Origin of the sequence: Nocardia sp. NPDC004568 (assembly GCF_040609955.1) — a bacterium.
Taxonomy (GTDB): Bacteria; Actinomycetota; Actinomycetes; order Mycobacteriales; family Mycobacteriaceae; genus Nocardia.
On record NZ_JBEXLL010000040.1, the window covers coordinates 52,745 to 59,093 of the forward strand.

A 6,349-nucleotide genomic window follows, 5' to 3' on the forward strand; every position below is an offset into this window, starting at 1 on the left:
GGCGGGGCCCCGCGCCCGCCCGGCGGCGGCTGATGAACCGATCCCGATTCCGGCGCTACGCCGCGGGGCCGTAGTACTGCGCGGCGCCCTGCTGATCGATGGCGGGCGCCTGCTGCTGGTCGATACCCGGTGCCTGTTGGTCGACGCCACCGGGGCTCTGCTGGTCGATACTCGGTGCCTGTTGGTCGACGCCGCCGGGGCTCTGCTGGTCGACGCCGCCGGGGCTCTGTTGGTCGACGCCACCGGAGCCCTGCTGATCGGTATCACCCGGGAGCTGTCGATCGGTGTCACCGGGTGCCTGTTGGTCGGTGTCGCCCGGGAGCTGTCGGTCGTCGCCGGGTTCCTGCTCGCCTTCCTCGCCCTCCGGGAGTTGCAGACCGAGGCCGGCCAGGAGGTCGACCAGGCCCGGCAGACCCAAGAGTCCCGGTTGACTGTCCTGCTGATCCACGGCTCCCTCGGCGGGCTGGGCCGTGGCCGCCGGAGCCGCGAGGGCGACCGCGGTGGGGACGGCCAATGCGGCGAGCGCGGCGGTGGCGGTGGTGCGGATCGACATGTGTAACCCCTTCTCTCTCGGTGAACGGGTGGGAAGTGGTACGCGTGCGGATCGAGCACTCCGGACCCTACGGGGAGCCGCGGGCGGTCCGTGGCAGGCCGGTCGGGTCGGCGAGTGCCTCCGAAGACGCCGCGCCTACCTGCCGATATCCACGTGCCGAGGACGCTCACCCGGTATTTCGCGACGTGCGATACCCGATTCACCGACGCTGTAGGCGGGGCTCGGGCGCGGCCCTCGTGCAGGTAGGTCTCCAATGCGTCGAGAGCGGTGGGACCGACCGCCGTATCGGTGCCGCGGGTGAAGACCGTGAGACCGTCCCCGCCGGCGGCCCGGAAATCATCGGTGCCACCGGGTAGGTCACGACCTCGTTCAGCGCCTGCCCGCCGATCCGCACCGAATCGTCGATCACCTTCGCACCCGGGACCGCGGAATCGTCGTAGGCGTAGGAGATACCGGCGACCGAGAGAATCGCGGACTTGCTCTCGCCGTTCCACGGCGGGCAGATCCCCGCTTTCGAAAGAATTTCGGCGGTACCGATGAGTTCGCGCCGCCTGTCTCGTCGATAGCTACCGGGGCGGCGGCCGGTAAATCCGAGATACTCGGCCGCCGCCCCGCTGTGGGACGTACGAAGACAGTGCGGCCCGGCCGCGCCGGGGCGACGACCGGCACGGACCGCGAACCCGGCGGGTTCGTGCACGCGACGTTCTGTCGTTCCGCGGGGATGGGATGGTTCCGCGGCGGGACCAGGTGGGCGCGCGGCTACTCGGGCGAGTGATAGTGATCGTCTCGCACGCCCGATCTGCTTCGGGGTCGTCGTCCGGCCAGAATGGGCGCTCATCGATCTGATCGGCCCTCATTCCCAGGCGGTCGGCATTACCGGACGCGATCAACGCCGTGGAATACAGTGACTCACTGCCGGCGGTGAAGTAGTGCAGATGGGCCTGGTCGCTGTAGCCGATCGGCGAGGAGTACTGCGCGGTCTCCGGTGCTTCCGCTTTGATGCGGGTCGCTCCGAAATTCGGGTCGAGCGGATTGGAACCACCAGCAACGACATTCGAAATCAAGTGTCCGCCGGAGGAATTCAGGTTGTCGGAGGCTTGCCCGACATACACGTTTCCGCGATCACCCAGGTGGAAATCGGACACACTTCGCGCCTGATCGGCATTGATCGGCCCGAGCAACACAACATCGTCGGCCTGCAATCGACTCGCTGCCGCTGAGTCCGCCACGACCATGGCGCCGGCAGAGTATCCCACCGCTTCGGCCGATACGCCCTCGGCGTCGGCAATTCGTTCCACCCGCTGGATATCGGCGTTCCTGACACGTTTGTTCGCCTCGCTGCGGACCGCTACCGGGATGCCGTTCAGATTGCCGATTCGCTCGGGTTCTTTGTGCAGGAGCTTCTCCTGCTCGGCGGAAGAGAGCGAGTTCCACCACTTGTTGATCCGTTTCGCGTCTTCGGCGGTTCCTCGACGAGGAGGTACTGCGTACTCCTCCTTCTCATCGCCGTGAAGGACGACAAGACCTGTTCCGGTCGCGGCAGCCAAGGCGCCGATCTTCAGCGCCGACCGGCCATTGATATCTCGTAGCCGACCGGCCGCGGATCGCAACTCCGCACCGGTCGAGCGATACGTTGCCCGACTCTTCCGCGCCGCCTCGCGCAACGCGATGTCGACTGCGCGGCCCGCGGCCTGTAGGGATGCGGAAACCGAACCCACCGTCCACAGCCTGCTTCGGAGTTGATGTCGGATCGGCAGCCGAGACGGCTTTCTCGATTGATCGCGACGCATAGGAGACGCGTCGCTGCCCGCGGTGGTCTCGAACCATCCCGAGCATGGGAACGTACAGGCCGCCCTTGGTGATGGGTACCAACCGGATTCGTGCTCGCAGGTCGCGCGGGTGGACCGCTCGTGGCAGGGTCCGGTGGCAGCAGGTATCGCGTTCCGGTTGCGGCCGGGGATCGGTTGTGGCTCGATGAGCGGGCGCTGTCGATCGATTGCGCGCGGTTTGCCGTCCGGCACCCGTGCGAACGGGTAGCGGGATACCAAGGAGTTCGACCATGACAATCGGATATGTCTGGAACACGGTGTTCGGATGGGCCGACACCGGTTCGGGAAGTCTGTTTCCCGCCGATGCGACCACCGGACTCCAGCCGATAGGTCACCATCTCGCCCACCCCGATACCAAACGCCGGTTCCACGAACTGGTCGCCGTCTCCGGTTTGCTCGACCGGTTGCGACCGGTGCGGGCGGTTCCGGCCACCGAAGCCGATATTCTCCGCGTCCATACCGCCGAGCATCTCGCCCGGATCAAAGAAGAAAGCCTGCAGCCGAAAGGCGGCGACGCCGGTGACGGTTGTTCGCCGTTCGGGCGCGGCGGTTACGAGATCGCGGCGCTGTCCGCCGGCGGTGCGATCCAGCTCGTGGATCAGGTGGTCGCGCGAACCATCGACACCGGCTACGCGCTGGTCAACCCGCCGGGTCATCATGCGTACCGGGCCGGTGGGATGGGGTTCTGCATCTTCAACAATGTCTCGATAGCCGCCGCCTACGCCAAGGACGTCCTCGGGCTGGAACGGGTGGCCGTCGTGGATTGGGATGTGCACCACGGCAATGGCACCCAGGAGATCTGGTACAGCGACCCGTCGGTGCTCACCATCTCGCTGCATCAGCACCTGTGCTTCCCGCCGAACTCCGGCTACCTGGAGGAACGGGGTACCGGCGCGGGCGAGGGCTACTCGATCAATATCCCGCTGACACCGGCCAGCGGTGACGCAGCCTACGTGCACGCCATGGACGAGGTCGTGCTGCCGGCACTGCGCGAGTTCCGGCCCGAGCTGATCCTGGTGGCCTCCGGTTTCGACGCGAGCATGATGGATCCGCTGGCCCGTCAGATGGTCACCAGTGCCGGATTCGCCCAGCTCACCCGCCGTGTGCTCGATGTAGCGGCCGAACTCTGCGAGGGGCGGATCGCTTTCGTCCAGGAGGGTGGTTACAGCCCGCACTATGTTCCGTTCTGCGGGCTGGCGGTGCTGCGCGAAATGCTCGGCGACCCGTACGAGCCGGACCCGTACAGTCCGATCGTCGCCACGCAGGGTGGCGATGTGCTGCTGGAGCACGAAGCCGCGGCGATCCGGGCGGCAGTGTCCGGTTCGCTCGGGGCCCCGGCCGAGGCGCGGTGATCCGTGGGCCTGCAGACGCGCCGCCGGCCCTGAAAACCGTTGCCGGACCGTGAACCAGCGCGTCTCGCGATCCCCGGCGGACGAGGTGGTCTTCCGTTACTGTGTGCTCGCAGTAATCGAAAACCGTTCCCTATTCGGGAAACTCAGCAAGGAGTGGTTTGATGACGTCCGTACGGAAGGCCGTGGAGGAATACTACGAGCACATCGACTCCGGCCGGTTGGCCGACGCCGTGCAGTTGATGACCGACGACGTGAAGCTGACCTTCGCCAATGCCGAACCCGTGGTCGGCCGGGAAGCCGCCGCCGCCTCCATCCAGTACGTGCTCGACCAGACCACCGCGATCCGGCACACCATCTTCCACTGGATGGAGCCGCAGATCGCCGCGGACGGCACCGCCGAGGTGACCTTCGAGATCCGTATCCATTACTGGCTGAAGAGCGGTAAGGAGCTGGATATCCCCGGGGCGGTGTACGCCAGCTTCGACGCGGACACCCAGTGCACCGAACAGCGGCTCTACGGCGATCTCTCCGAGGTGTTCGCCTGAGTCCACCGCGCACAGTGCGCTGATACGTCGATGGCTCGGACCGATGGGGTCCGAGCCATCGCCATATCAGCGCCTTGTGTTTCCCGCTCTCGGTCCCGGTGCGGCCGGCGGCCGCGTTGTGAATGGGCCTTTTCGCCGGGCACCCATCGTCTGTCGGTGTGCCGGGCCTCCTCGCGCGGGTGTCGTTCCCGTCGATACCCCGGAGGGGGCTCGTGATCCGATCCGCCCCGCGTGCCGCAACAGGAGCGCGCAGCCGGTGGGTGAGCCGGGCCGGCCGGTAGGAGCGCGGCGCCGGTGTATTCCGGTGGGGTATCCGACCCAGACACCCGCGGATTGCTGCGCCCGCCGGTGCCGGTTCCTCGTGTCCCGACTGTGCATTCGGCGACTCAGGCCGGCCCCGTCGCGTATCACACCTCGGGTGTCCGGTCGAGTTCGCAGCGCATCGCGAATGGTTGCTGATCGATTGCCAGCTTTGTGTAACTCGAATTCAGAGGAATTTGTTGCGGGAAAACTGGTCGCTTGTTATGTTGCCTGGGTCACTGCCGGACACTGCGGCTGTGGCCGTCCTTCCCGGCGTAAGTCGTATCCGTGAGGACGTCTCAACCCTCTCGAGGAGTTCACTATGGGTTCGTTGAGCGATCTGCTCATGGCGTTGATTCCGGCACTCGGTTCGGCCGTCGCAGGTGACGGCCTCCTCGATGTTTTCATCGGTTCCCTCCAGGGAAGCGTTGCCTGATTCGGCAAACGCTACATCCACTTTCACCGAAATTCCGCTCGGAATTCCGATAATTCAACACTGCAAGGAGCACGACATGGGTTCTCTCATGGAAATTTTGGGCATGGGCACCGCCAGCGCCGGAGGTGTCGGCACGAGTATCGTCAACGCGCTGATCACCCTGAGCGGGGGCACACCCGCACCCGGAAAATAGGTCGCCGTTCGGAAAGGGGGTCCACCCGATCGCGACGGGTGGACCCCGTGCTCGAAAGCCACGTGTACGAATTGATGACTCCACGAAGCAGGACGTCGCCGGTATATCTGCTGGCAATACTATTCGTTCTCGTCCTCGGTGCGGCACCGCGCGCCGCCGCTACACCGGCGGGGCATATCGTCTCGCTCGCGCCCGGCACCGGACGATGGGTCGAGATCACGGTGTACTCACCCGCTATGCGGCGTGATATCCCGCTGCAGGTCCTGCGCCCGGCCGATACCGATACCCCCGCGCCGACGCTCTACCTGCTCAACGGTGCCGGCGGTGGTGAAGACGCCGCGACCTGGTCCGCGCAGACCGACGTGTCCGAATTCTTCGCCGGCGAACACGTCAATGTGGTGATCCCCCAGGAGGGGGCCTTCAGCTACTACACCGACTGGCAGCAGGAGGACGCCGGCCTGGCCGCGAAACTGGGCAACAACGGCCGGAACATGTGGGCGACCTTCCTCACCGAAGAACTACCGCCCGTCATCGATTCCGCTTTCGGTACCACGGGCCGGAACGCGATCGCGGGGATCTCGATGGCCGCGACCTCGGTGCTCGACCTCACCATCCGCGCGCCTCACCTCTACCACGCCGCCGCCGCCTACAGCGGATGTGCGATGACCAGTGACCCGTTGGGTCAAGCGTTCGTGACCCTGGTGGTGAGTCTGGGCCGCGGTGACCCCGAGAACATGTGGGGCCCGAGCGACGGCCCGGGATGGCGTGAACACGATCCGTACCTGCAGGCCCATCGGCTCCCCGATATCCCGATGTACATCACCAGCGGTACCGGGCTGGCCGGGCGATACGACAGCGCCGACGATCCGCGGCTCGACGGTGATCAGCGGATGCTGTGGAACCAGCTGCTCATCGGCGGCGGAATCGAGGCCGCGGTCGACTACTGCACCCGGGCGCTCCAGCGCCGCACCCAGGAGCTCGGCCGGACCGATATCGTCTACGACCTCCGTCCCTCCGGCACCCATTCGTGGGGGTACTGGCAGGACGACCTGCACCGATCCTGGCCACTGCTGGCCGGTGCGCTGACCTCCTGACCCACCGCGGCCGCGGTTTCGCGGGCCCCGCCGGTATCCGGCGGGGC

Annotated in this window: 5 protein-coding genes; 3 read left to right on the forward strand and 2 right to left on the reverse strand. The window is 66.3% G+C overall.

What is annotated here, in order from left to right; translation table 11 throughout:
• Positions 1-55 precede the first annotated feature (55 nt).
• Both ABZV91_RS18995 and ABZV91_RS19000 read right to left on the reverse strand, forming a co-directional pair.
• Positions 56-553 (reverse strand): hypothetical protein, encoded by a 498-nt coding sequence (locus tag ABZV91_RS18995; protein ID WP_355243094.1) that lies wholly within the window; start codon positions 551-553, stop codon positions 56-58.
• 566 nt (positions 554-1,119) lie between these two features.
• The gene (locus ABZV91_RS19000; protein WP_355243097.1) at positions 1,120-2,271 is read right to left on the reverse strand and encodes a hypothetical protein; all 1,152 of its coding nucleotides are present in this window, start codon (positions 2,269-2,271) and stop codon (positions 1,120-1,122) included.
• A gap of 341 nt (positions 2,272-2,612) precedes the next feature.
• Here ABZV91_RS19000 and ABZV91_RS19005 point away from each other — a divergent pair, with 341 nt between their 5' ends.
• The 3 genes from ABZV91_RS19005 to ABZV91_RS19015 all read left to right on the forward strand — a co-directional run bounded on the left by ABZV91_RS19005 (position 2,613) and on the right by ABZV91_RS19015 (position 6,302).
• Positions 2,613-3,734 (forward strand): class II histone deacetylase, encoded by a 1,122-nt coding sequence (locus ABZV91_RS19005; protein ID WP_355243100.1) that lies wholly within the window; start codon positions 2,613-2,615, stop codon positions 3,732-3,734.
• Positions 3,735-3,895: 161 nt separating this feature from the next.
• Positions 3,896-4,279, forward strand: coding sequence for a nuclear transport factor 2 family protein (locus tag ABZV91_RS19010; protein ID WP_355243103.1), 384 nt, complete (start codon positions 3,896-3,898; stop codon positions 4,277-4,279).
• A 1,165-nt stretch (positions 4,280-5,444) separates the two neighbouring features.
• Positions 5,445-6,302 carry an alpha/beta hydrolase family protein gene (locus ABZV91_RS19015; protein ID WP_355243106.1) on the forward strand — a complete coding sequence of 286 codons (858 nt, stop codon included), beginning with the start codon at positions 5,445-5,447 and terminating at the stop codon, positions 6,300-6,302.
• Positions 6,303-6,349: the final 47 nt, after the last annotated feature.